The sequence below is a fragment of the Pseudomonas sp. C2B4 genome, from assembly GCF_013359695.1.
Lineage (GTDB): Bacteria > Pseudomonadota > Gammaproteobacteria > Pseudomonadales > Pseudomonadaceae > Aquipseudomonas.
In genome coordinates, this window is the sequence record NZ_JABFMU010000018.1 from 1 (window position 1) to 23468 (window position 23468).

The 23468-nt window shown below is 59.5% G+C and carries 28 protein-coding genes; 15 read left to right on the forward strand and 13 right to left on the reverse strand.

Annotation, left to right across the window (positions count from 1 at the left end; translation table 11 throughout):
• The first annotated feature begins 143 nt into the window (after positions 1-143).
• From HNQ83_RS13905 to HNQ83_RS13925, 5 genes are read left to right on the forward strand one after another with little or no spacing between them, the layout of a single operon-like run.
• The gene (locus HNQ83_RS13905; RefSeq protein WP_175389492.1) at positions 144-551 is read left to right on the forward strand and encodes a FagA protein; all 408 of its coding nucleotides are present in this window, start codon (positions 144-146) and stop codon (positions 549-551) included.
• On the forward strand, positions 532-1908 hold the full coding sequence (locus HNQ83_RS13910) for an aspartate ammonia-lyase (protein ID WP_175389493.1): 1377 nt from the start codon (positions 532-534) through the stop codon (positions 1906-1908). The genes HNQ83_RS13905 and HNQ83_RS13910 overlap by 20 nt, the downstream gene beginning before the upstream one ends.
• 27 nt (positions 1909-1935) lie before the next feature.
• Complete coding sequence (locus tag HNQ83_RS13915; protein ID WP_175389494.1) at positions 1936-2364, forward strand: hypothetical protein; 429 nt, start codon at positions 1936-1938, stop codon at positions 2362-2364.
• 1 nt (position 2365) lies between these two features.
• Positions 2366-2977 (forward strand): superoxide dismutase, encoded by a 612-nt coding sequence (locus HNQ83_RS13920; RefSeq protein ID WP_175389495.1) that lies wholly within the window; start codon positions 2366-2368, stop codon positions 2975-2977.
• A 28-nt stretch (positions 2978-3005) separates the two neighbouring features.
• Positions 3006-3899, forward strand: coding sequence for a ZIP family metal transporter (locus tag HNQ83_RS13925; protein WP_175389496.1), 894 nt, complete (start codon positions 3006-3008; stop codon positions 3897-3899).
• A 56-nt stretch (positions 3900-3955) separates the two neighbouring features.
• On the opposite strand, the gene HNQ83_RS13930 is transcribed toward HNQ83_RS13925, so the two are convergent.
• The 10 genes from HNQ83_RS13930 to HNQ83_RS13975 form a co-directional block, all read right to left on the reverse strand.
• Positions 3956-4231, reverse strand: coding sequence for an HPr family phosphocarrier protein (locus HNQ83_RS13930; RefSeq protein ID WP_175389497.1), 276 nt, complete (start codon positions 4229-4231; stop codon positions 3956-3958).
• 15 nt (positions 4232-4246) lie between these two features.
• On the reverse strand, positions 4247-5104 hold the full coding sequence (rapZ, locus tag HNQ83_RS13935; RefSeq protein ID WP_175389498.1) for an RNase adapter RapZ: 858 nt from the start codon (positions 5102-5104) through the stop codon (positions 4247-4249).
• Between the two features lie 2 nt (positions 5105-5106).
• Positions 5107-5571, reverse strand: coding sequence for a PTS IIA-like nitrogen regulatory protein PtsN (ptsN, locus tag HNQ83_RS13940; RefSeq protein WP_175389499.1), 465 nt, complete (start codon positions 5569-5571; stop codon positions 5107-5109).
• Between the two features lie 12 nt (positions 5572-5583).
• The gene (hpf, locus tag HNQ83_RS13945; RefSeq protein WP_007941242.1) at positions 5584-5892 is read right to left on the reverse strand and encodes a ribosome hibernation-promoting factor, HPF/YfiA family; all 309 of its coding nucleotides are present in this window, start codon (positions 5890-5892) and stop codon (positions 5584-5586) included.
• 74 nt (positions 5893-5966) lie between these two features.
• Positions 5967-7460, reverse strand: coding sequence for an RNA polymerase factor sigma-54 (locus HNQ83_RS13950; protein ID WP_150769403.1), 1494 nt, complete (start codon positions 7458-7460; stop codon positions 5967-5969).
• A gap of 184 nt (positions 7461-7644) precedes the next feature.
• A complete protein-coding gene (gene lptB / locus HNQ83_RS13955; protein ID WP_175389500.1) occupies positions 7645-8370 on the reverse strand; it encodes an LPS export ABC transporter ATP-binding protein in 726 nt (241 codons plus the stop codon).
• The gene (lptA, locus tag HNQ83_RS13960; protein WP_175389501.1) at positions 8370-8918 is read right to left on the reverse strand and encodes a lipopolysaccharide transport periplasmic protein LptA; all 549 of its coding nucleotides are present in this window, start codon (positions 8916-8918) and stop codon (positions 8370-8372) included. Before lptA ends, lptB begins: the two co-directional genes overlap by 1 nt.
• On the reverse strand, positions 8905-9477 hold the full coding sequence (lptC, locus tag HNQ83_RS13965; RefSeq protein ID WP_175389502.1) for an LPS export ABC transporter periplasmic protein LptC: 573 nt from the start codon (positions 9475-9477) through the stop codon (positions 8905-8907). The genes lptA and lptC overlap by 14 nt, the downstream gene beginning before the upstream one ends.
• Before the next feature lie 7 nt (positions 9478-9484).
• A complete protein-coding gene (locus HNQ83_RS13970; RefSeq protein WP_096513437.1) occupies positions 9485-10009 on the reverse strand; it encodes an HAD family hydrolase in 525 nt (174 codons plus the stop codon).
• The gene (locus tag HNQ83_RS13975) at positions 10009-10983 is read right to left on the reverse strand and encodes a KpsF/GutQ family sugar-phosphate isomerase (RefSeq protein WP_175389503.1); all 975 of its coding nucleotides are present in this window, start codon (positions 10981-10983) and stop codon (positions 10009-10011) included. The genes HNQ83_RS13970 and HNQ83_RS13975 overlap by 1 nt, the downstream gene beginning before the upstream one ends.
• Positions 10984-11256: 273 nt before the next feature.
• Between HNQ83_RS13975 and HNQ83_RS13980 the strand changes: the two genes are divergently transcribed.
• The 10 genes from HNQ83_RS13980 to hisC all read left to right on the forward strand — a co-directional run bounded on the left by HNQ83_RS13980 (position 11257) and on the right by hisC (position 19226).
• Positions 11257-12069, forward strand: a complete 813-nt coding sequence (locus HNQ83_RS13980; RefSeq protein ID WP_175389504.1) for an ATP-binding cassette domain-containing protein — start codon at positions 11257-11259, stop codon at positions 12067-12069.
• A complete protein-coding gene (mlaE, locus tag HNQ83_RS13985) occupies positions 12069-12866 on the forward strand; it encodes a lipid asymmetry maintenance ABC transporter permease subunit MlaE (protein ID WP_175389505.1) in 798 nt (265 codons plus the stop codon). The genes HNQ83_RS13980 and mlaE overlap by 1 nt, the downstream gene beginning before the upstream one ends.
• The gene (gene mlaD / locus HNQ83_RS13990; RefSeq protein ID WP_056855035.1) at positions 12866-13333 is read left to right on the forward strand and encodes an outer membrane lipid asymmetry maintenance protein MlaD; all 468 of its coding nucleotides are present in this window, start codon (positions 12866-12868) and stop codon (positions 13331-13333) included. The genes mlaE and mlaD overlap by 1 nt, the downstream gene beginning before the upstream one ends.
• A gap of 11 nt (positions 13334-13344) precedes the next feature.
• Positions 13345-13998 (forward strand): phospholipid-binding protein MlaC, encoded by a 654-nt coding sequence (locus HNQ83_RS13995; protein ID WP_175389506.1) that lies wholly within the window; start codon positions 13345-13347, stop codon positions 13996-13998.
• Positions 13995-14300 (forward strand): lipid asymmetry maintenance protein MlaB, encoded by a 306-nt coding sequence (locus HNQ83_RS14000; RefSeq protein WP_175389507.1) that lies wholly within the window; start codon positions 13995-13997, stop codon positions 14298-14300. Before HNQ83_RS13995 ends, HNQ83_RS14000 begins: the two co-directional genes overlap by 4 nt.
• Before the next feature lie 114 nt (positions 14301-14414).
• On the forward strand, positions 14415-14654 hold the full coding sequence (locus HNQ83_RS14005; protein ID WP_077045294.1) for a BolA family protein: 240 nt from the start codon (positions 14415-14417) through the stop codon (positions 14652-14654).
• Positions 14655-14676: 22 nt separating this feature from the next.
• Positions 14677-15942, forward strand: a complete 1266-nt coding sequence (gene murA, locus HNQ83_RS14010; RefSeq protein WP_175389508.1) for a UDP-N-acetylglucosamine 1-carboxyvinyltransferase — start codon at positions 14677-14679, stop codon at positions 15940-15942.
• Between the two features lie 142 nt (positions 15943-16084).
• A complete protein-coding gene (gene hisG, locus HNQ83_RS14015; RefSeq protein ID WP_095193897.1) occupies positions 16085-16720 on the forward strand; it encodes an ATP phosphoribosyltransferase in 636 nt (211 codons plus the stop codon).
• A 125-nt stretch (positions 16721-16845) separates the two neighbouring features.
• A complete protein-coding gene (gene hisD, locus HNQ83_RS14020) occupies positions 16846-18171 on the forward strand; it encodes a histidinol dehydrogenase (RefSeq protein ID WP_175389509.1) in 1326 nt (441 codons plus the stop codon).
• Positions 18172-18173: 2 nt separating this feature from the next.
• Positions 18174-19226: a histidinol-phosphate transaminase gene (gene hisC, locus HNQ83_RS14025; protein WP_175389510.1), complete on the forward strand. Its 1053-nt coding sequence runs from the start codon at positions 18174-18176 to the stop codon at positions 19224-19226.
• Positions 19227-19342: 116 nt separating this feature from the next.
• Here hisC and HNQ83_RS14030 read toward each other — a convergent pair whose 3' ends face one another.
• The 3 genes from HNQ83_RS14030 to algW form a co-directional block, all read right to left on the reverse strand.
• Complete coding sequence (locus HNQ83_RS14030) at positions 19343-20062, reverse strand: DUF4198 domain-containing protein (RefSeq protein WP_175389511.1); 720 nt, start codon at positions 20060-20062, stop codon at positions 19343-19345.
• A 12-nt stretch (positions 20063-20074) separates the two neighbouring features.
• Complete coding sequence (locus tag HNQ83_RS14035) at positions 20075-22180, reverse strand: TonB-dependent siderophore receptor (RefSeq protein ID WP_175389512.1); 2106 nt, start codon at positions 22178-22180, stop codon at positions 20075-20077.
• 87 nt (positions 22181-22267) lie between these two features.
• Positions 22268-23428: a Do family serine endopeptidase AlgW gene (gene algW, locus HNQ83_RS14040; RefSeq protein ID WP_175389513.1), complete on the reverse strand. Its 1161-nt coding sequence runs from the start codon at positions 23426-23428 to the stop codon at positions 22268-22270.
• Between the last annotated feature and the right edge of the window lie 40 nt (positions 23429-23468).

Here is a 23468-nt window from a genome sequence, read left to right on the forward strand (position 1 = left end):
CGACCATTCAACCATTATGTCGGCTGACACACCGCATTCGCGAGCAGGCTCGCTCCCACAGGAGATCTTGCATACGCAGCCGGGCTTGTTTTGGTTCTCATTATCATCTAATAATGAATCTCATTACCGAATGAGCCCGGATCATGAGTTCTGCCTTGCACGAGCAGCCCTACCTCGAAAGCTGGCGCTGGATGAGTCGCCAGATCCGTTGTGCGATGGATCCTGACGAGCCTCGCCTGATCGAACATTACCTGGCCGAAGGCCGGTATCTGGCCTGTTGCACGGCGACCTCACCCTGGACCGTCGCCGAAACCTCTTTCCGTTTGCTGCTCGACACCGCCGCCGATGTCGCGCTGCCCTGGCATTGGCGCACCTATTGTCTGGACCAGGCCTGGCGCCCATTGCGTGATCTCGAACGCCTTTCCCTTTGCAAATGCCGCCTCAAGCGCTGGCAGAGCTACACCTGGCAACTGGCGACCTGTGAGTTGCAGCCTTCCATACCTCTAATTGAACTGGTGCAAGGATTCTCTGATGAACAAGACTCGTATTGAGCGCGACAGCATGGGCGAGCTTCAGGTCCCGGAAGACGCCCTCTACGGCGCACAGACTCAACGCGCGGTAGATAACTTCCCGATCAGTGGCAAGCCGATGCCGGTGCAGTTCATTCGCGCTCTGATCCTGGCCAAGGCAGCCGCGGCCTGCGCCAACGTGGAACTCAAACAGATCAGCGAATCCCAGGGCAAAGCCATCGTCGATGCGGCGCAAGGCCTGCTTGAAGGCGATTTCATGCAGCACTTCCCGGTGGATATTTTCCAGACCGGTTCCGGCACCAGTTCCAACATGAACGCCAACGAAGTGATCGCCACCCTGGCCAGCCGTCTGCTCGGCGAGCCGGTGAACCCCAACGATCACGTCAACTGCGGCCAGAGCAGCAACGACATCATTCCAACCACCATCCACGTCAGCGCGGCGCTGGGATTGCACGAACAGTTGCTGCCGGCTCTGAATGGTTTGGTGCAGGTAATCGAGCGCAAGGCCGGGCAGGTCCATCACCACGTCAAAACCGGGCGTACCCACCTGATGGACGCGATGCCGGTGCGCCTGAGCCAGGTGCTCAACGGTTGGGCTCAGCAGCTCAAGGCCAATATCGGCCATCTGCAAAACCTGCAACCCAGCCTGCAATCCCTGGCGCAGGGCGGCACCGCAGTAGGTACCGGCATCAACGCGCATCCGGAGTTCGCTGCGCGTTTCAGTCAGCAGTTGAGCAAATTGACTCAGGTCGATTTCACGCCGGGCACGGATCTGTTTGCCCTGATCGGCTCTCAGGACACTGCCGTGGCCGTCTCCGGTCAACTGAAGGCCACCGCCGTATCGCTGATGAAAATCGCCAACGACCTGCGCTGGATGAACTCCGGGCCGTTGGCCGGTCTCGGTGAGATCGAACTTGAAGCCTTGCAACCGGGTTCTTCGATCATGCCAGGCAAGGTCAACCCGGTGATTCCGGAAGCCACCGCCATGGTCGCCGCCCAGGTGATCGGCAACGACACGGTCATCACCCTTGCCGGTCAGTCGGGCAACTTCGAGCTGAACGTGATGCTGCCGATCGTTGCCCAGAACCTGCTGAGCAGCATCGAGTTGCTGGCCAATGCCAGTCGTTTGCTGGGTGAAAAAGCCATCGCCAGCTTCAAGGTCAACGACGCGCGGCTCAAGGAAGCCCTGTCACGCAACCCGATTCTGGTGACTGCGCTCAACCCGATCATTGGCTACCAGAAAGCTGCCGAGATCGCCAAGAAAGCCTATCAGCAAGGCCGGCCCGTGATCGATGTCGCGCTGGAACACACCGACCTGTCGCGCAGCCAGCTCGAAGAGCTGCTTAACCCGGAAAAACTCACCGCAGGCGGCGTGTAAACCCCGCCGCCGCTTTGGAGGCACACCATGGAGCACTGGAAACGCACGATCGAAAGGGCCAATCGCTTTTTCATGTTGGGCGAGCTGGTCGATGCTCGCGAGGCTTACTTGCAGGCATTGGCCCTGGCCCAGGTGTTGTTCGAGCGCTGGGCGGATGCCGATGAAGCGGTGGCGGCCTGCGTGATTTCCCATCACAACCTGGCGGACTTGCATTTGCGTCTGAACCAGCCGGAGGAGAGTGCCGAATACCTGTGCGCCATCCATCAACGGCTGTTGCAGGCCATGCAGGACTCGCGACTGACGCCGGCGCTGCGGGAAGCAGCCCTGCGCCAGAGCAGCAAGACCTATGTCGAGCTGCTGAATTTCATCAGCGAACATGGCGAGTACCCGCGTACCCATCGCTTGCTGCACATCGATACCGCCTCGCCCGCGTCTCATCATCCTGGAGTCCATTGAAATGGCTTTTACCTTGCCTGCCTTGCCGTACGCCTACGACGCCCTGGAGCCGCACATCGATGCGCAGACCATGGAGATTCATTACACCAGGCATCACCAGACCTACATCAATAACCTGAACGCCGCCGTTGAAGGCACCGAGTTCGCCGAGTGGCCGGTGGAAAAACTGGTGGCTGCCGTACAGCAACTGCCCGAAAAACTTCGCGCGGCCGTGATTAACCAAGGCGGGGGTCATGCCAACCATTCGTTGTTCTGGGAAGTCATGGCACCTCACGGTGGTGGCAAACCTGAAGGCGTACTGGCCAAGGCCATCGACGAGCAATTGGGTGGTCTCGAGAGTTTCAAAGAGGCCTTCACCAAAGCCGCGCTGACCCGTTTCGGTAGCGGTTGGGCGTGGCTGAGCGTTACGCCGCAAAAGCACCTGATCGTGGAAAGCAGTGGGAACCAGGACAGTCCATTGATGAGCGGCAACACGCCGATCCTTGGCCTGGATGTTTGGGAGCACGCCTATTACTTGCAGTATCAGAACCGCCGTCCTGAATACATCAGCGCGTTCTACAACGTGATCAACTGGCCTGAAGTCACTGCGCGTTATCAGGCTGCGCTGGTTTAAGTCTTCTAAAAACAATCCAAGGCTGACTATGGGCACTGAAACACTGGCGGTCGCAAATGGGCGAATGTTTCGCTACGCGTTTGGATCGTTGTTGATGCTGGCGGGCATGAGCCTGCTGGTGGCGCACGGGCTGGAGTGGCTGGATCTGGAGCCGAAACTGTCGCGGGCATTGCAGGGTGGTGCGATCTGCGCCCTCGGCACCGCACTTGGGGCGGTGCCGGTGCTGGTGATCCGGCGTATGCCCCAGGCGCTTGGCGATACCTTGCTTGGATTTGGTGCCGGAGTGATGCTGGCAGCGACGGCGTTTTCACTGATCGTGCCGGGCATTGCGGCGGCAGAAAGCCTAGGCATGACTCCGTGGGCAGCCAGTGGCCTGGTCTGTTTCGGCATCCTGCTCGGTGCATTCGGCCTGTTTCTGGTCGATCGTAAAGTGTCGGGTGCATCGCCGGAAATGCTCATCGGCACCGTGGAGCACCCGGTGATTCCACCGCGCATCTGGCTGTTTGTGTTTGCAATCATTGCCCATAACATTCCCGAAGGCATGGCTGTAGGCGTCTCGGCCGGTGGCGGTATGCCTGATGCCGACAGTTTGGCGATGGGTATTGCGTTGCAGGATGTGCCAGAAGGGTTGGTGATTGCTTTGGTGTTGGCCGGGGCAGGGATGTCGCGATTCAAGGCGTTCCTGATCGGTGCCGCGTCAGGTTTGGTCGAGCCGGTGTTCGCCCTGCTGTGTGCGTGGCTGGTGAGCCTGGCCGAACTGTTGTTGCCGTTGGGACTGGCCTTGGCGGCCGGCGCCATGTTGCTGGTGGTCACCCACGAAATCATCCCCGAATCGCGTCGCCATGGTCATGACAAGCTGGCCAGCCTTGGGTTGCTGGTCGGTTTCTGTTTGATGATGGTGATGGATACGGCGTTGGGTTGAATTGTGGAGAGGGAGCGAACTCCCTCTCCACAAGGTCCGCTCGATAGAAAGGGCGCTTACTCGCCTTCGTCGAAGTAGTTATTGATCAAGGCCACCAGCGCGTCCATCGCTTCCTGTTCCTGCTCGCCTTCCGTGCTCAGATGGATTTTGGTGCCCTTGCCAGCGGCGAGCATCATCATGGCCATGATGCTTTTGCCGTCGACGGTGGAGTCTGGTGTGCGTCCAACCCTGATCGTGCAATCCTTGAATTGACCTGCGACCCCTACGAATTTTGCAGACGCCCGGGCATGCAGGCCCAGCTTGTTGATGATTTCGATTTCCAGAGCAGGCATCGCGATGTGAATCCTTTAGCTGAGGTCGCGGTGGCGGACCTGGACGTTCTTCAGGGATTGCTGCAGGGTCTTGCCCAGGCGTTCGGTCAGGTAGACAGAGCGGTGATGCCCGCCCGTGCAACCGATGGCAATGGTGACGTAAGCGCGGTTACTGGCAGCAAAGCGGGGTAACCATTTGAGCAGGTAGGTGGAAATGTCCTGGAACATCTCTTCGACATCCGGCTGGGCCGCCAGGTACTCGGCAACCGGTTGATCGAGTCCGGATTGCGCACGCAATTCCGGCTTCCAGTAGGGATTGGGCAGGCAGCGCACATCGAACACCAGATCGGCGTCCACCGGCATACCGCGCTTGAAGCCGAAAGACTCCACCAGGAACGCCGTACCGGGCTCCGGTTGGTTCAGCAGGCGCAGCTTGATGGTATCGCGCAGCTGATACAGGTTCAGGCTGGTGGTGTTGATTTTGAGATCGGCGAGGTCCGCGATGGGACCAAGCAGGCTCGTTTCATCGGTGATGGCTTCGGCCAGCGAGCGATTGGCGCTGCTCAGCGGGTGGCGACGCCGGGTTTCCGAGAAACGTTTGAGCAGGGTTTCTTCGTCCGCATCCAGATACAGCACATCGCACTGGATGTGACGGCTGCGGACTTCTTCCAGCAGCTCTGGAAACCGCGATAGATGGCTTGGCAGGTTGCGTGCGTCGATGGATACGGCAACCAGTGGCTGTGACAGCTCGGTGTGAATCAGCGCGCGTTCGGCCAGTTCCGGCAGCAACCCGGCAGGCAGGTTGTCGATGCAGTAGTAGCCGTTGTCCTCCAGTACATCGAGGGCGGTACTTTTACCTGAGCCAGAGCGGCCGCTGACGATGATCAAGCGCATGATTACTGCCCGTTTTGCTCGTCCAGGACAACCTGATACAAGGCTTCATTGCTCGGCGCGCTGCGCAGTTTGTCGCGCACGTCCTTACGGTCGAGCATGCTGGCGATCTGGCGCAACAGCTCCAGGTGCGCATCGGTAGCGGCTTCCGGGACCAGCAGAACGAATAGCAGGTCAACCGGCGCGCCGTCGATGGCGTCGAAATCGATAGGGGCGTCCAGGTGCATCAAGGCACTGATGGGCGATTCGCAACCCTTGAGGCGGCAGTGAGGAATGGCGATGCCGTTGCCAAAACCGGTGGAACCGAGTTTTTCACGGGCAATCAAAGCCTCGAAGACATCTTGCATCTCCAGAGCCGGCACTTGGCGGGCGATCAGATTGGCAATTTGCTCGAGGGCTTTCTTTTTACTGCCGCCCGGCACGTTCACCAGGGAACGGCCGGGGGTCAGGATGCTTTCAAGTCGGATCATGGGTTGGGAGTGTTAACGACCGGTAGCGCCCTGGAGGAGGCTCTGGGTCTTTTCCTTATGCTTTTTGAGTTGTTTATCCAGCTTGTCGGTCAATGCGTCGATCGCCGCGTACATATCGGTATGTTCCGCGTTGGCGACCACTTCATTGCCGGGAATATGCAGCGTGGCTTCGATTTTCTGCTTCAGCTTTTCGACCGTCATCGTGACCTGCACGTTGGTGATCTTGTCGAAATGTCGCTCCAATCGTTCGAGTTTTTCGCCGATGTAGGTGCGAAGAGGTTCGGTCACTTCCAGTTGGTGTCCACTGATGTTGACTTGCATACAGCTTCTCCTTCGTTGCCAGTGCATAAAGCGGCAGGCTGAAATGCCTGCCACTGGAACGCTGTGGCGTGGCTCTACATCAACCGCTTGCGTTCGCTCGAAGGCGCGATCCCGAGGGACTCGCGGTACTTGGCGACGGTGCGGCGAGCCACCTGAATGCCTTGTGCCTCCAGTAAACCAGCGATCTTGCTGTCACTCAACGGCTTTTTCTGATTTTCCGCGGCAACCAGTTTTTTGATGATCGCGCGAATCGCCGTGGACGAGCATTCGCCGCCCTCGGAGGTGCTGACATGGCTGGAGAAAAAGTATTTCAGTTCATAGATGCCCCGAGGGGTATGCATGAATTTCTGTGTGGTGACCCGTGAGATCGTCGACTCGTGCATGCCGACCGCTTCAGCGATGTCATGCAGGACCAGCGGTTTCATGGCTTCGTCGCCATACTCCAGGAAGCCGCGCTGATGCTCGACGATCTGGGTGGCTACTTTCATCAGGGTTTCGTTGCGGCTTTGCAGGCTCTTGATGAACCAGCGGGCTTCTTGCAACTGATTGCGCATGAAAGTGTTGTCGGCGCTGGTGTCGGCGCGGCGCACGAAGCCGGCGTACTGGGCGTTGACCCGCAGGCGTGGCACTGACTCCTGATTGAGCTCCACCAGCCAGCGTTCGTTGTCCTTGCGCACGATCACATCGGGGACGACGTACTCGGCTTCGGTGGACTCGATTTGTGAGCCTGGGCGCGGATTAAGGCTCTGGACCAGTTCGATCACCTGGCGCAGTTCATCTTCCTTGAGCTTCATGCGGCGCATCAGCTGGCTGTAGTCGCGGCTGCCGAGCAAGTCGATGTAGTCGGTGACCAGGCGCTTGGCCTCTGCCAGCCAGGGTGTTTTGGCGGGCAACTGGCGCAGTTGCAACAACAGGCATTCACCCAGGTTGCGCGCGCCGATGCCAGCGGGTTCGAATTGCTGGATGCGGTGCAGGACGGCTTCGATTTCGTCCAGTTCGATGTCCAGTTCCGGATCGAAGGCTTCGAGGATCTCCTCGAGCGTTTCGTCCAGATAGCCCTGATTGTTGATGCAGTCGATCAGGGTCACGGCAATCAGCCGGTCGGTGTCGGACATCGGCGCCAGGTTCAGCTGCCAAAGCAGGTGGCTTTGCAGGCTTTCGCCGGCCGATGTGCGGGTGGTGAAATCCCACTCGTCGTCATCGTTGCTCGGCAGGCTGCTGGCGCTGGTCTGGTAGACGTCTTCCCATGCCGTATCGACAGGAAGCTCGTTGGGAATGCGCTCGTTCCAGTCGCCTTCCTCGAGGTTATCAACCGTCGGCGCGCTTTCCTGGTAGGAGGGTTCCTGAATGTCGGTGTTGGGCTTTTGCTCGGCGTTGTCGGCCAAGGGGTCGGTGTTATCGAAGTCGTCGCCTTCTTCCTGGCGCTCGAGCATCGGATTGGACTCCAGGGCCTCCTGGATTTCCTGTTGCAGGTCCAGGGTCGACAATTGGAGCAGACGGATGGCCTGTTGCAGCTGCGGTGTCATCGTCAGCTGCTGGCCCATTCTCAAGACTAGCGATGGTTTCATGGCAGGGGCTTAACACCTTATTCGCCGGCGCACATGCGCCATCCACTACAGGGCGCCGGAGCGCCAAACATAAGCAAATTATATGCCCGAAATTGCAGTGTTTGCCTAGAGCGCTGTAACAATAAAAAAGTGTTGATTTTTTATCGAGACGAGCGCTCGGTCGACTAGTCAGGCACCTCGGCGCTTACAGACGGAACTCGTGGCCCAGGTACACTTCCTTGACCAGATCGTTGGCCAGGATGGTGTCGGAGTCGCCTTCGGCAATCAGTTGGCCATCGTTGACGATGTAGGCGGTTTCGCAGATATCCAGGGTCTCGCGGACGTTGTGGTCCGTGATCAGCACGCCAATGCCCTTGGCCTTGAGGTGGTGGATGATCTGTTTGATGTCGCCTACCGAAATAGGGTCCACGCCGGCGAAGGGTTCGTCGAGCAGGATGAATTTCGGGTTGGTGGCCAGCGCGCGAGCGATTTCCACGCGACGGCGTTCGCCACCGGACAGACTCATGCCGAGGTTGTCGCGGATGTGGCTGATGTGAAATTCCTGCAGCAGGCTTTCCAGCTCCTTGCGACGATCGGCCTTGTCGAGCTCCTTGCGGGTCTCGAGGATCGCCATGATGTTATCGGCCACCGACAGTTTGCGGAAGATCGAGGCTTCTTGCGGCAGATAGCCGATGCCGGCCTTCGCGCGACCATGCATCGGCTGGTGGCTGACGTCCAGGTCGTCGATCAGGACGCGGCCCTGGTCTGCCCTTACCAGGCCGACAATCATGTAGAAGCAGGTGGTCTTGCCGGCACCGTTCGGGCCAAGCAGGCCGACGATCTGACCGCTGTCGATGGACAGGCTGACATCACGCACGACCTGGCGGCTCTTGTAGCTCTTGGCCAGATGCTGAGCTTTCAGAGTTGCCATTACTGGGCCTTTTGCTCGTCGGTTTTCTTTTTCGGCTGGATCACCATGTCGATGCGCGGACGCGCCTCGGTGACTTTGCTGCCGGTGGCGCGACCGGCGCTGGCCAGCTTTTTAACGGTGTCGTAGACGATTTTTTCGCCCTGGGTGACGTTGTTGTCCTTGTCGACGACTTTGGCGCGATCGATCAGCACGACGCGGTTTTGCGTCGCGTGATACTGGATGGTCACACCCCAGCCTTGCACAGGCTTCGCATCGCCCGCGGTCTGGAGCTGTTCGAAGTAGGCGAGGTTGCCCACCGACGTCACCACATCGATATCGCCGCTGGGTGCGCGGGTCATGGTCACTTTGTTGCCGGTGACCTTCATCGAGCCTTGGGTGATGATCACATCGCCGGTGTAGGTGGCGATGCCGTTCTTGTCGTCCAGCTGGGCGTCGTCGGCCTGGATGCGGATAGGCTGCTGTTGGTCATCCGGCAGAGCCCAGGCGCTCACGCTTCCCAGTGCTGCGCCCAGACTGAGCAAAATAGGGAGGGTTTTAACGAGCCTCATACTGTCCTCTTACGTTCGATAGCAGGTGTATCCTGCTTTCTTTCAAGTACGCTTTCATTCCATTGCCAGTCGACACACCGCCAGCGCCGTCGATTCTAACGGGTTGGTCGGTCTGCGCATATTGCTGCTGCGGGAACACTGTCATGCGAGTGGTGGTGATCAGGGTCCTGCGGTTTTTCTCGTCGAAACGCGTGATGCGTACCGAATCGATCAGTTCGACCTGTGTGCCGTCGGGGTTGACTTCACCCTTGTCGCTCTGGACGTGCCACGGGAACTGAGTGCCGCGAAACATGTTCAGGTCGGGATTGGTGAGTAATGTCACTTCGGTCGCTTTCAGGTGCTCGACCTTGTCCGACGTCATTTCGTATTGCAGTTTGCCGTCCGGCAGGAACTGCACACTGTGGGCGTTGATGGCGTAATAGTCGATCTCGCTGTTGTCGACTTTCACCACCGGCTTGTCGAGGAAGCGTTCCGGGCTGATGTTCCAGTAGCCGACCGCGGCGAAAATCGCCGTGATGCAGCCGAACATCAGAGTGTTGCGAATCTTTTTGCTCAGCATGTTTGGCTCACAAGTACGCAGCGTTGGCCGCATCGAGGCGGCCCTGGGCGCGCAGGATCAGTTCGCAGAATTCGCGGGCGGCACCTTCGCCGCCACGGGCCTGAGTAATGCCGTGAGCGTGTTCACGCACGAAACTGGCGGCGTTGGCCACTGCCATGCCCAGGCCAACGCGGCGGATCACCGGCAGGTCAGGCAGATCGTCACCCAGATAGGCGACCTGTTCGTAGCTTAGGTTGAGTTGGCCAAGAAGCTCGTCGAGCACGACCAGTTTGTCTTCACGTCCCTGGTACAGATGCGGAATGCCAAGGTTCTTCGCTCGTCTCTCGACCACCGGAGTCTTGCGGCCACTGATGATCGCGGTTTGCACGCCGGCGGCCATCAACATCTTGATGCCCTGGCCGTCGAGGGTATTGAACGTCTTGAACTCGCTGCCGTCTTCGAGAAAGTAGAGGCGTCCGTCAGTGAGAACGCCGTCGACGTCGAAAACCGCCAGTTTGATCTGTTGGCCGCGTTGCAGCAGGTCCGTGCTCATTACATTACTCCCGCACGCAACAAGTCGTGCATGTTCAAGGCGCCGACCGGGCGGTCTTCGCTGTCGACCACGACCAGGGCGTTGATTTTATGGTCTTCCATGATTTTCAGGGCCTCGGCGGCGAGCATCTCGGCGCGGGCTGTCTTGCCGTGAGCGGTCATGACCTGATCGATGGTGACGCTGTGGATGTCGATGGAGCGATCCAGGGTGCGGCGCAAATCACCGTCGGTGAAGATCCCGGCCAGCTTTCCGTCGGCTTCAAGAATGACGGTCATGCCCAGACCCTTGCGGGTCATTTCCATTAGCGCGTCCTTGAGCAGCGTGCCGCGCTGCACCTGCGGCAGCTCCTGTCCGGCGTGCATGACGTTTTCCACTTTCAGCAACAGGCGTCGGCCCAGTGCGCCGCCAGGATGGGAGAAGGCGAAGTCTTCGGCGGTAAAGCCGCGGGCTTCCAGCAACGCGACGGCCAGGGCATCACCCATCACCAGCGCGGCGGTAGTAGAGGAAGTGGGCGCCAGGTTCAGCGGGCAGGCTTCATGTTCGACGTGAACATTGAGGTTGACCTCGGCGGCCTTGGCCAGCGGCGAATCGGGATTGCCCGTCATGCTGATCAGCTGGATGCCCAGGCGCTTGATCAGTGGCAGCAGGGTCACGATTTCATTGGTGGAGCCGGAGTTCGACAGCGCCAGGATGATGTCGTCGCGGGTGATCATGCCCATGTCACCATGGCTGGCTTCAGCCGGGTGGACAAAAAAAGCCGTGGTGCCGGTGCTGGCCAGGGTGGCGGCGATCTTGTTGCCGATATGCCCCGACTTGCCCATGCCGACCACGACTACGCGGCCTTTGCTGGCCAGAATCATCTCGCAAGCGCGTACGAAATCTGCGTCGATATGCGGCAGCAAGCCTTTTACGGCTTCCACTTCGAGGCGGATGGTGCGTTGGGCAGATTGAATCAGGTCGCTGGATTGGCTCATGTCAGAAATCGTTTAGCCTGATGAAAAGGCGGCGATTATAGCGGTTATGATCAAAACCCTCACGCAAGTTCGTCGCGCATTGTCATTCCTTGTTACCGAATCCCTCTAAATGAAGCTTTTTGCTACCTGTGTCGGGAAACAAGGTCCGGCAATGACCTTGGGCGCGTGGCGTTTGCAATGATATAGTTCGCCGCCAGTTCGGCCCGCCCGGGAGATGTGCTTTCGTCAGAAAGTCAGGCGTCCGAGTGAGAGGCTGCATCGCAAGGAGTTTAGATGAGTGCCGATAACGCCTACGCGGTCGAGCTGAAGGGACTGACCTTCAAGCGCGGTGCGCGCAGCATTTTCAATAACGTCGATATCCGTATTCCCCGTGGCAAGGTCACCGGCATCATGGGGCCTTCCGGGTGTGGCAAGACTACGCTGTTACGGTTGATGGGCGCGCAGTTGCGACCTACCAAGGGCGAAGTCTGGGTCAACGGTCAGAACCTGCCGAAACTTTCGCGCAGCGATCTGTTCGATGCCCGCAAGCACATGGGTGTGCTGTTTCAGAGCGGTGCGCTGTTCACCGATCTCGATGTGTTCGAGAACGTGGCTTTCCCGCTGCGCGTTCACACCGAACTGCCTGAAGAAATGATCCGCGACATCGTCCTGCTCAAATTGCAGGCCGTAGGCTTGCGCGGGGCCATCGACCTGATGCCCGACGAACTGTCCGGTGGCATGAAACGTCGTGTGGCGCTGGCGCGGGCGATTGCGCTCGATCCGCAGATTCTCATGTATGACGAGCCCTTTGTTGGCCAGGACCCTATCGCCATGGGCGTACTGGTTCGCCTGATCCGCCTGCTCAACGATGCGCTGGGTATCACCAGTATCGTGGTTTCCCACGACCTGGCAGAGACCGCGAGCATTGCCGATTACATTTATGTGGTGGGCGATGGACAGGTATTGGGGCAGGGTACGCCTAAGGAACTGATGAGTTCGGATGACCCGAAAATTCGTCAATTCATGACCGGGGAACCCGACGGCCCGGTTCCGTACCACTTTCCAGCGCCGGATTACCGCGCAGATCTTCTGGGGAAGCGCCGCTGATGCGCAGAATTTCATTATTAGAACGCGTACGGCGGTTCGGTCTGGCCGGAATCGACACCGTTGCGGTGTTCGGTCGGTCGACCCTGTTCCTGTTTCACGCGTTGCTCGGTCGCGGCGGCATTGGCGGCGCTTTCGGTCTGCTGGTTAAACAGCTGCATTCGGTAGGCGTGATGTCGCTGGTGATCATCGTGGTCTCCGGCATCTTCATCGGCATGGTGCTGGCGCTCCAGGGCTTCAATATCCTGTCCAGCTATGGTTCGGAGCAGGCGGTCGGGCAGATGGTTGCGCTGACCCTGTTGCGCGAATTGGGTCCTGTGGTCACGGCGTTGCTGTTTGCCGGGCGCGCCGGGTCGGCGTTGACGGCGGAAATCGGCAACATGAAGTCCACCGAACAATTGTCCAGCCTTGAGATGATCGGGGTCGACCCGCTCAAATACATCATTGCCCCACGCCTGTGGGCCGGCTTCATTTCCCTGCCGGTGCTGGCGATGATTTTCAGCGTGGTGGGCATCTGGGGCGGTTCGTGGGTCGCCGTCGACTGGCTGGGCGTCTATGAAGGCTCCTACTGGTCGAACATGCAAAACAGCGTGACCTTCGCTGACGACGTGCTCAACGGCATCATCAAAAGCATGGTGTTTGCCTTTGTCGTCACCTGGATCGCCGTATTCCAAGGCTATGACTGCGAGCCCACTTCCGAGGGGATCAGTCGTGCCACTACCAAGACCGTGGTGTATGCCTCTCTGGCTGTGCTCGGCCTGGACTTTATTCTGACCGCCTTGATGTTTGGAGATTTCTGATGCAAAACCGCACCCTGGAAATCGGTGTCGGCCTTTTCTTGCTGGCTGGCATCCTGGCTTTGCTGCTGCTGGCGCTGCGGGTCAGTGGCCTGTCCCCGAGCCCGAGCACCGATACCTATAAACTTTATGCCTATTTCGACAATATCGCCGGTTTGACTGTCAGAGCTAAAGTGACCATGGCCGGTGTGACCATCGGCAAGGTCACGGCGATCGATCTGGACCGCGACAGTTTCACCGGTCGAGTGACCATGCAGCTGGAAAAGCGCGTAGATAATCTGCCAGCCGACTCCACTGCATCTATCCTGACCGCTGGTCTATTGGGCGAGAAGTACATCGGTATCAGTGTGGGTGGGGAAGAAGCCCTGCTCAAGGATGGCGGGACCATCCACGACACGCAGTCGTCGCTGGTGCTCGAAGACCTGATCGGTAAGTTCCTTCTCAACACCGTAAGCAAAGACCCCAAATGAGGAATTTGTAAATGATCTCTACCTTGCGACGTGGCCTGTTTGTGTTACTCGCGGCATTGCCGTTGATGGCTAACGCCGTGGCGGCGCCTTCCGCGCACGATCTGGTACAGGACACCACCAACCGTATGCTGGCCGACCTGGCCGCCAACAAAGAGAAGTACAAGCAGGACCCGCAGGATTTCTATGCGGCGCTGAACAGCATCGTCGGGCCTGTTGTGGATGCCGAGGGCATTTCCAAGAGCATCATGACGGTCAAGTACTCGCGCAAAGCCACGCCTGCGCAAATGAAGACCTTTGAAGAAAACTTCAAGAAAGGTCTGTTCCAGTTTTATGGCAATGCCTTGCTCGAGTACAACAACCAGGGCATCACCGTCGATCCTGCCAAGGACGAGTCGGGTGACCGTACAAGCGTCGGCATGACGGTCAAGGGTAGCAGCGGCGCGATCTATCCCGTGTCCTACACCCTGGAAAAGATCAATGGCGAGTGGAAACTGCGCAACGTCATCATCAACGGCATCAACATCGGCAAGTTGTTCCGCGATCAGTTCGCTGATGCGATGCAGCGCAATGGCAACGACCTGGACAAGACCATCAATGGTTGGGCCGGGGAAGTCGCCAAGGCCAAGGAAACCGCTGAGCAATCCACCGAGAAGCAGACCCAATGAGTGAGTCGGCGGTCCTGATGGACGAAGCCGGCGAGCTGCGCCTGAGCGGCGTGCTGGATTACCGGACCGGCCCTGGCCTGCGCGAGCAGGGCCAGGCGCTGATCAAGGCCAGCAAGGCCGCGGCGCTGGTGGTCGATTGTTCGGCGGTCACCAAGTCCAGCAGCGTCGGTCTGTCGTTGTTGCTGTGCTTCATGCGTGATGCGAAGGCGGCCGGCAAGTCGTTGAGCCTACGCGGGATCCCAGAAGACATGCGTGAAATCGCTCAGGTCAGTGAGCTGACCGAGCTGTTGGCGCATCCCTAACCCGCATCGATAAACAAGCCCCCCGTCAGAGTCCTGCTCCGCGGGGTTCGCAGGCGCGGGGCTTTTTTGTATGATGTCCGACCCGCGCGCACAGGGCGCCGATTGAGGTTGAGCATGCAGGCCGTAGAAGTGAAAAGCTTCCTTGAAGCAAAGCTGCCAGGAACGCAGGTGGAAGTTGAAGGCGAAGGCTGCAATTTCCAGCTGAACGTGATTAGCGATGAACTGGCGGCATTGAGCCCGGTCAAGCGTCAGCAGCAGATCTATGCCCATTTGAACCCGTGGATCACCGATGGCAGCATCCATGCGGTCACTATGAAATTTTTCAGCAGCGCGGCCTGGGCCGAGCGCACCTGAGCCCAAGGGCGTCGAGATTCTTATGGATAAATTGATTATTACTGGCGGTGCTCGTCTTGACGGCGAAATCCGCATCTCCGGGGCGAAGAACTCTGCCCTGCCGATCCTGGCGGCCACGCTGCTGTGCGACGGTCCGGTGACCGTTGCCAACCTGCCGCACCTGCACGACATCACCACCATGATCGAATTGTTCGGTCGCATGGGGATCGAGCCGGTGATCGACGAGAAACTGGCCGTCGAAATTGACCCGCGCACCATCAAGACCCTGGTCGCTCCGTACGAACTGGTTAAAACCATGCGTGCGTCGATCCTGGTGCTGGGCCCGATGGTTGCCCGTTTCGGTGAAGCCGAAGTCGCACTGCCTGGCGGTTGCGCCATCGGTTCGCGTCCGGTCGACCTGCACATCCGTGGTCTGGAAGCCATGGGCGCGATCATCGACGTAGAAGGCGGCTACATCAAGGCCAAGGCGCCTGAAGGCGGCCTGCGCGGTGCGCACTTCTTCTTCGATACCGTCAGCGTGACCGGTACCGAAAACATCATGATGGCGGCCGCTCTGGCCAAGGGTCGCAGCGTACTGGCAAACGCCGCGCGCGAACCTGAAGTGGTCGACCTGGCAAACTTCCTGAACGCCATGGGTGCCAAGGTTTCCGGCGCTGGCACCGACACCATCACCATCGATGGCGTCGAGCGTCTGCACACCACCACGTACAAGGTGATGCCTGACCGTATTGAAACCGGTACCTACCTGGTTGCCGCCGCTGTGACCGGCGGTCGCGTGAAGGTCAAGGACACCGATCCGACCATCCTCGAAGCCGTACTGGAAAAACTTCGGGAATCGGGCGCTGAAATCACCACCGGTGACGACTGGATCGAGCTGAACATGCACGGCAAGCGGCCTAAAGCCGTCAACGTGCGGACCGCTCCGTACCCGGCGTTCCCGACCGACATGCAGGCGCAGTTCATCTCCCTCAACGCCATTGCCGAAGGCACGGGCGCTGTGATCGAGACGATCTTCGAAAACCGCTTCATGCACGTTTACGAGCTGCACCGCATGGGCGCCAAGATCCAGGTCGAGGGCAACACCGCCATCGTCACCGGTACCGAAAAGCTCAAGGGCGCGCCCGTCATGGCCACCGACCTGCGTGCTTCGGCCAGTCTGGTGATCTCGGCGTTGATCGCCGAAGGCGACACCCTGATCGACCGCATCTACCACATCGACCGTGGTTACGAGTGCATCGAAGAGAAACTGCAGATGCTGGGCGCCAAGATCCGTCGCGTTCCGGGCTAGTTTCTGCGGTATGGGCACAGGGACGTGTCCTACGATTTTGTTTCAAATCGGGGCTGCCTCTTTATTGTTGAGAAAGCCTCGATGTGTGTTCGGCGCCGATTGTGACCGGGCATGAGTACCTTGATAAGGACTGACGTTTCCCATGTTGACCATCGCACTGTCCAAGGGCCGCATCCTTGACGACACCCTGCCGCTTCTGGCTGAAGCGGGCATCGTGCCGACCGAGAATCCGGACAAGAGCCGCAAGCTGATCATCCCCACGACCCAGGAAGATGTACGCCTGCTGATCGTGCGTGCCACTGACGTGCCTACTTATGTCGAGCATGGCGCCGCCGATCTGGGTGTCGCCGGTAAAGACGTGCTGATGGAATACGGCGGCCAGGGCCTCTACGAGCCACTGGACCTGCAGATTGCCCAGTGCAAACTGATGACCGCCGGCAAGGTCGGCGCCATCGAGCCCAAGGGCCGCCTGCGTATCGCTACCAAATTCGTCAACGTTGCCAAGCGTTACTACGCCGAACAGGGCCGTCAGGTCGACATCATCAAGCTGTACGGCTCGATGGAGCTGGCACCGCTGATCGGTCTGGCCGACAAGATCATCGACGTGGTCGACACCGGTAACACGCTGCGGGCCAACGGCCTGGAGCCGCAGGATTTCATTGCTGCCATCAGCTCCCGGCTGATCGTCAACAAAGCTTCGATGAAAATGCAGCACGCCCGTATCCAGGCGTTGATCGACACCCTGCGCAAGGCAGTGGAGTCTCGACACCGCGGCTGATTCACCTGCGCGACCGCAAGGCGCGCCGTCTATCCGCCTCATAGCCAGAATTCTCAGGTGCCCAAGCGGATCGAATGTTAGCTTCGGGCGCCTGAGTTTTTTGCCAATCCTATGAGGCTCTCGCTATGACCGCACCGACTGCAATTCGCCGACTCAACGCTGCTGACCCGGATTTCGCGCATCATCTGGATCATCTGCTGAGCTGGGAAAGTGTGTCTGACGACTCGGTCAATCAGCGCGTGCTGGACATCATCAAGGCCGTGCGCGAGCGTGGCGATGCGGCGCTGGTGGATTTCACCCGCCAGTTCGATGGCCTGGACGTGAAGTCCATGGCCGACCTGATCCTGCCTCGCGAACGCCTGGAACTGGCGCTGACGCGCATCACCGTACCTCAGCGTGAAGCCCTGGAAAAAGCCGCGGCCCGCGTGCGCAGCTACCACGAAAAGCAGAAACAGGATTCCTGGAGCTACACCGAAGCCGACGGCACCGTACTGGGCCAGAAGGTCACGCCACTGGATCGCGCCGGTCTTTACGTGCCGGGTGGCAAGGCGTCGTACCCGTCGTCAGTGCTGATGAACGCGATTCCGGCCAAGGTTGCCGGTGTGACCGAAGTGGTCATGGTGGTACCGACTCCGCGCGGTGAAATCAACGAACTGGTGCTGGCTGCGGCCTGCATCGCGGGCGTGGATCGTGTGTTCACCATCGGCGGTGCGCAGGCCGTTGCCGCATTGGCGTACGGTACCGAAAGCGTGCCGCAGGTCGACAAAGTCGTGGGCCCGGGCAACATCTATGTCGCCACCGCCAAGCGCCACGTGTTTGGCCAGGTCGGTATCGACATGATCGCCGGTCCCTCGGAGATCCTCGTGGTGTGCGACGGCAAGACCGATCCAGACTGGATCGCCATGGACCTGTTCTCCCAGGCCGAGCACGACGAAGACGCCCAGGCGATTCTGGTCAGCCCGGATGCCGCGTTTCTCGATCAAGTTGCGGCCAGCATTGCCAAACTGCTGCCGACCATGGACCGCGCCGAGATCATCCAGACTTCGATCAATGGCCGTGGTGCGTTGATTCAGGTGCGTGACATGGAACAGGCCATGGAAGTGGCCAACCGTATTGCGCCGGAGCACCTGGAGTTGTCAGTCGCTGATCCGCAAGCCTGGTTGCCGCAGATCCGCCACGCCGGTGCGATTTTCATGGGCCGCCACACCTCCGAAGCCTTGGGCGACTACTGCGCGGGTCCGAACCACGTACTTCCGACGTCCGGCACTGCACGGTTCTCGTCGCCGCTGGGGGTGTACGACTTCCAGAAGCGCTCGTCGATCATCTACTGCTCCGAAGCCGGCGCGTCCGAGCTGGGCAAGACCGCCTCGGTGCTGGCCCGTGGCGAATCGCTGAGCGCCCACGCGCGCAGCGCCGAATACCGTATTCTTGATGAGCAGAAGGTGAACTGAACATGAGTAAATTCTGGAGCCCGTTCGTCAAGAATCTGGTGCCTTACGTGCCGGGCGAGCAGCCGAAACTGGCCAAACTGGTGAAGCTCAACACCAACGAAAACCCGTACGGCCCATCGCCCAAGGCGCTGGCCGCGATGCAGACCGAACTGAACGACAACCTGCGCCTGTACCCGGACCCGAACAGCGACCTGCTCAAGAACGCGGTGGCCAAGTACTACGGCGTGCAGAGCAACCAGGTGTTCCTCGGCAACGGTTCCGACGAAGTCCTGGCGCACATCTTCCACGGCTTGCTGCAGCACGACCAGCCGCTGCTGTTCCCGGACATCAGCTACAGCTTCTATCCGGTTTACTGCGGCTTGTACGGCATCCAGTTCGACGCCGTACCGCTGGACGAACAGTTCCAGATCAACCCGGCGGACTATGCCAAGCCGAACGGCGGGATCATCTTCCCCAACCCGAACGCACCGACTGGTTGCCTCTTGGCGCTGGACGCTGTCGAGCAGATCCTCAAGGCCAGCCCGGACTCGGTGGTCGTGGTGGACGAGGCCTACATCGACTTCGGCGGGGAAACGGCGATCGCGTTGGTGGACCGTTATCCGAACCTGCTGGTAACCCAGACATTGTCCAAGTCCCGTTCGCTGGCCGGCCTGCGGGTTGGCCTGGCGGTGGGGCACCCGGACCTGATCGAGGCGCTGGAGCGAATCAAGAACAGCTTCAACTCCTATCCGATCGATCGCATGGCAAATGTCGGTGCGGCGGCGGCGTTCGAAGATCGCGAGTACTTCGACAAGACCTGCCGTTTGGTGATCGAACACCGTGAATGGGTGGTTACGCAGTTGCAGGCCAAGGGCTTTGAAGTGCTGCCGTCGGCGGCAAACTTCATCTTTGCCCATCACCCGCAGCACGATGCGGCTGAGCTGGCGGCGAAGTTGCGCGAGCAGGGCGTGATTGTCCGGCACTTCAAGCAGGAGCGGATTGCGCAGTTTCTGCGGATCAGCATTGGTACGCCAGAGCAGAATCAGGCACTGATTGACGGCCTCGGCGACCTTTAATTCAATACAGGACCTGTGGGAGCGAGCCTGCTCGCGAAAGCGGTTGTACATTCAGCATCAATGTTGAATGTGATGACCTATTCGCGAGCAGGCTCGCTCCCACAGGGTTTTGTGTGTCACTCGTGATGCGGTTCGCCCAGGAACGTCAGCGAACTGAACAATCCCCGGCTGCTCACATCCGCGCTGTCCTTCACCGGCACTTCCACCTGCGCCGCAATCACGTTCAACCCTTCATTACGCACCAGCACCTGCGCCCGGCCATCTGTATCGGTTTCGGTGCTCAAGGTATTCGGCGCGTTGCGGTAATCGCCAACCAACTTCACCCCCGACGCCGGCTTGCCATCCAGTAGCACCCGGACCGGCAGCGACTGGCCCGGCCCGACGGTCAGCGGATCAACCTCCGGCAGGATCAGCAGTTTGATCTGATCAAGTTTCGGCAGCTTCGCCCCCGGCTGATAAATCGACAGGCTGTATTTGAATGTCTCTGTGGATTCGATGGCGCCGGGCACTTTGCTGCGGCCTTCGTTGATCCATTTTTTGTCAGCGGTTTGCGACCACATGCCATTGTTGAGTGCCACCGCAATGACAGCAGGCGGTTTCAGCGGTTGCAGGCGTGCGTGATCGGCCAGGCGCTGCACTGTCACCGGAATCATTTTTCCGTTGCCGTCATAGGCCCAGGCGCCGCTGATCTTCTGCGCCTTGAACGCATTGTCCTCGGCACCGTGGCCGTAAATCACTTCGATGTTGCCGCGACGTTGTTCGGTCCACAGACCGTGGGCCGAGACCTCGGTGGCAAACAGCAGGCCGAGCAGCGCCAGGGATTTGAGAGGGTGCATGGGGACGTCCTTTTACAGAGTGAGTGTCAGGCTGACGGTGAAATTGCGTGGCTCGCCGGGGTTGACCCAGTAGTTGCTGTACGAGCGCTCGAAATATTTCTCGTCGAAAACATTGTTCAGGTTCAGGCCCACCGTGAGGTTCTCGCTGGCCTTGTAATGGGCCAGCAGGTCGATGGTGTGGTAGGACGGCAATTCGAAGTCGCTGCCGGCCTCACCCGAGCGGTCGCCGACATAGGTGAAGGCTGCGCCGACGTCCGATCCGCGCAGGCGCCCCTCCTGAAACTCATACACGCTCAACAGGCTGCCGCTGCGCTTGGCGACGCCGAGAATCCGGCTGCCGGTGGGAATGACTTTGTCGCCTTGAGTGACTTCAGCGTCGATGTAGGCGAAGGCGCCGATCACCCGCACCGCGTCGGTGACTTGCCCGGCGATTTGCAGATCGAAACCCTGGCTGCGCGCCTTGCCCATGGCGCGGCTGGTGTCGGTGCCCGGGTCGAGGGCGAGGACGTTTTCCTTCTCGATATGAAAGACCGCGAGGGTGCTGCTCAAGCGTTCGCCGAACAGCTCGCTCTTGATCCCGATTTCATAGCCGACGCCTTCTTCCGGGTCGAAGGATTTACCGGCAGCGTCCAGGCCATTGTTGGGTTTGAACGAAGTGGAGGCGTTGGCGAACAGACCGACTTCAGGCGTCAATTGATAGAGCAGACCGGCCCGTTGGGTCAGGGCGTCGTGACGCTGGCGGCTGCTGGCATCGCGGGTGTGATCGTCGATGCGTTGCTCAAAATGCTCAAAGCGCACACCGAGCATGCCCCGTAGCTTGTCAGTGAAAATGATCTGATCCTGCAGGTTCAGTGCATGGCTTTCGACGTGCTCGAAGAAGTCCGTCCCGGAGCGCGCGCCGTTGGGTTTCGGTTGGCCGTAAATCGGGTTGTAGATGTCGATGGCGTAGGGGCCGCCAGCAATGGTCGTGACCCGCTCGTCCTTGCGATAGTTCTCGTACTCGCTGCCGATCAGCAGTTCGTGCTGCCAGCTGCCGAGGTCGAACAGGCCACGCAATTCGAGCTGGGTGATGCTGTCGTGCCAGTTGTTGTCGCGCTCGCGGTAACGACGGTTGACCGTGTGGCCATCGGCATTCAGCGCGCGCTGTTCGGAGGCAAAACCCCAGAGCTTGCCTTCCTTGTAGTGGCTGGCCAGACGCAGTTTCCAGGTGTCGTTGAGCTGGTGTTCGAGCGCGGCCTGCAGCAGATTATTGTGGTTGTCGATGTCGCCGTCGTTGGGTTCGCCAAGGAAGGTCGCGCGGGAAACGCCGCTCCACGTGTTGTTCGGCGCGACGATGCCACGATCGAAGGTGGAGCTGTGGCGGACGAATTCGCTTTCCACCAACAGGCTGGTGTCGGGACTCAGTTGCCAGCTGAAGGAGGGGGCGACGAACACGCGGTGGCTGTCGACATGATCGCGGAAGCTGTGGTTGTCCTCGACGGCCAGGTTGACCCGCGACAGGACTTCACCTTGTTCATCCAGCGGCGTGTTGACGTCCAGCGCAGTGCGATAGCGATCCCAGCTGCCGGCGCTGGTTTGCAGTGTGCTAAAGGCTCCGGGCTGTGGCTTCTTGGTGACGATGTTGACCGTGCCGCCGGGATCGCCCCGGCCATACAGGCTGGCAGCCGGGCCCTTGAGCACTTCGATGCGTTCGATGTTGGCTACGTCCGGCGTGCTCGGATAGCCACGGTTGGCGCTGAAACCGTCCTTGTAGAACTCCGACGTGGTGAACCCGCGCACGCTGTATTCGTAAAGCGTCAGGCCGCCGAAGTTGTTCTGCTTCGAGACGCCACCGGCAAAATCCAGTGCCCGTTCGACGCTTATGCTGCCCAGGTCATTGAGTACGCTGACGGGAATGACGCTGATCGATTGAGGGATGTCGCGAATGGCGGTATCGGTTTTGGTCGCGCTGGAGGAGCGGGTGGCGCGGTAGCCTTTGACCGGGCCCGTAGGGGATTCGTAATCGGAAGTGACGCTGATGGCGTCCAGTTCGAGGGTTCTGGATTCTTCGGCGAAGACCGGACTTCCCAGCAGGCCGAAGGCAATTCCGGCAAGGGAAACCTTTGTTCGAGACGACATGTTATGTTGTTCCAATTGCGATAATTGAAACAATATAACATGTCTAATGAGAATGTCTTCCAATAGCCCGAGATTCTCGGGCCAGGCTTAGTTCTCTTCTTTTTCCTTGACAGGGGCAGGTGGTGGACGCAGGCCGATTTCCGCCGTGAGCTTGAGTTCCTTGCCGTTGCGCATCACCTGCACCACGACCTTGTCGGTCGGTTTGATCCGCGCCACCTGGTTCATCGAGCGGCGACCATCGCCGGCCGGTTCGCCGTCGATGCTGAGGATCACGTCGCCCAATTGCAGGCCGGCCTTCTGCGCTGGACCGTCGCGGAAAATCCCGGCGACGACGATGCCCGGACGCCCGGACAGGCCAAAGGATTCGGCCAGTTCCTGGGACAATGGCTGCACTTCGATACCGAGCCAGCCGCGAATCACCTGGCCGTGTTCGATGATCGACTTCATCACCTCCATCGCCAGTTTGACCGGAATCGCGAAGCCAATGCCCTGGGAACCGCCGGACTTGGAGAAAATCGCGGTGTTGATACCGGTCAGGTTGCCGTTGGCGTCCACCAGCGCGCCGCCGGAGTTGCCGGGGTTAATCGCCGCGTCGGTCTGGATGAAGTCTTCGTAGTTGTTCAGGCCCAGCTGATTGCGGCCGGTGGCGCTGATGATGCCCATGGTCACGGTCTGGCCGACACCGAACGGGTTGCCGATCGCCAGCGCGACATCGCCGATGCGGATGTTGTCGGAGCGGCCGACAGTGATCGAAGGAAGTTTCTTCAAGTCGATCTTCAACACCGCGAGATCGGTTTCCGGGTCACTGCCGATCACACGGGCCAGGGTTTCACGACCATCCTTGAGCGCCACGACAATTTGGTCGGCGCCGCTGGTCACGTGGTTATTGGTCAGAATGTAACCTTCCGGGCTCATGATCACGCCGGAGCCCAGGCTCGACTCCATGCGTTTCTGCTTGGGCGAGTTGTCCCCGAAGAAACGACGGAACTGCGGATCTTCAAACAAGGGATGGTTGGGTTTGTTGATGACTTTGGTGGTGTACAGGTTCACCACCGACGGCGCGGCGGTGGTCACCGCGTCGGAATAGGACACCGGACCCTGCTGCATGCTGGTGGTTTGCGGCGCTTGCTGCAGGTTGACGTCGAGGCTTGGAAGCCCGACCCACTGCGGGTACCGCTGGATGATTAACAGAGCGACAAGCACGCCGGCCAACAACGGCCAGCCGGAAAAACGCAGCGCCTTGAGCATTAAGCACGTCCTGAGAGAGTTGCAGGCGGTTAGAGACCGC